Below are 589 nucleotides of genomic sequence, written 5' to 3' on the forward strand. Positions count from 1 at the left end.
CGACGGGCGGGTCTGCGGCGCGGAGGCCGAGCTCCGGTCGGACGACGCGCGCAGACGCCGCACCAGCGCCGCGAGCCCCCGCCAGCCCACCAGGAACAGCCCCAGCACGATCGACGCGACCACGATGAAGGGCACCTCGGCCGTGTCGCCGCTCAGCACCCGCAGCAGCATGCCGCCCGCGACCGTGACGACCCACACGACGGCACCCCACGCCAGCGACCACGGTCGCCGCGGTCGTGCCGGGAGCAGCAGCGCCACCGCGTATCCGACCAGCAGCGCGACCAGGAAGGGCCAGGCGGTGAGGAGGAACCCGGCCGGGTCTTCCTGATGGGATGCCCGCCCGATCGCGGCGAAGACCAGGACGAGCACGGCGTCGACGATGAGAGCGGGGAGGTATCTCATGCCCCGACCCTACGCCGCGCCACCGTCATCGGCTCGTCGGCGCGGCGGTCCGCCGTGCGACCGGTGGCACCGCGCGCTCAGGTGTGACGGACGAACCGCCCCTCGCGCAGCACCGGCACCGCGTCGATCGCATCCAGTGCCGCAGCCTCGACGGGGGCGAAGGGGGTGAGCCCCGCAGCGGTCAGGC

At 74.5% G+C, this 589-nt stretch carries 1 protein-coding gene; it reads right to left on the reverse strand.

Features of this window, described 5'->3' with window-relative positions; translation table 11 throughout:
• The coding region (locus DW309_RS00020) for a DUF3054 domain-containing protein (RefSeq protein WP_136044159.1) at window positions 1–402 on the reverse strand (402 nt) is incomplete at its 3' end.
• Window positions 403–589 lie beyond the last annotated feature (187 nt).

Source organism: Microbacterium sp. K41 (assembly GCF_004794395.1).
GTDB classification, from domain to species: Bacteria; Actinomycetota; Actinomycetes; order Actinomycetales; family Microbacteriaceae; genus Microbacterium; species Microbacterium sufflavum.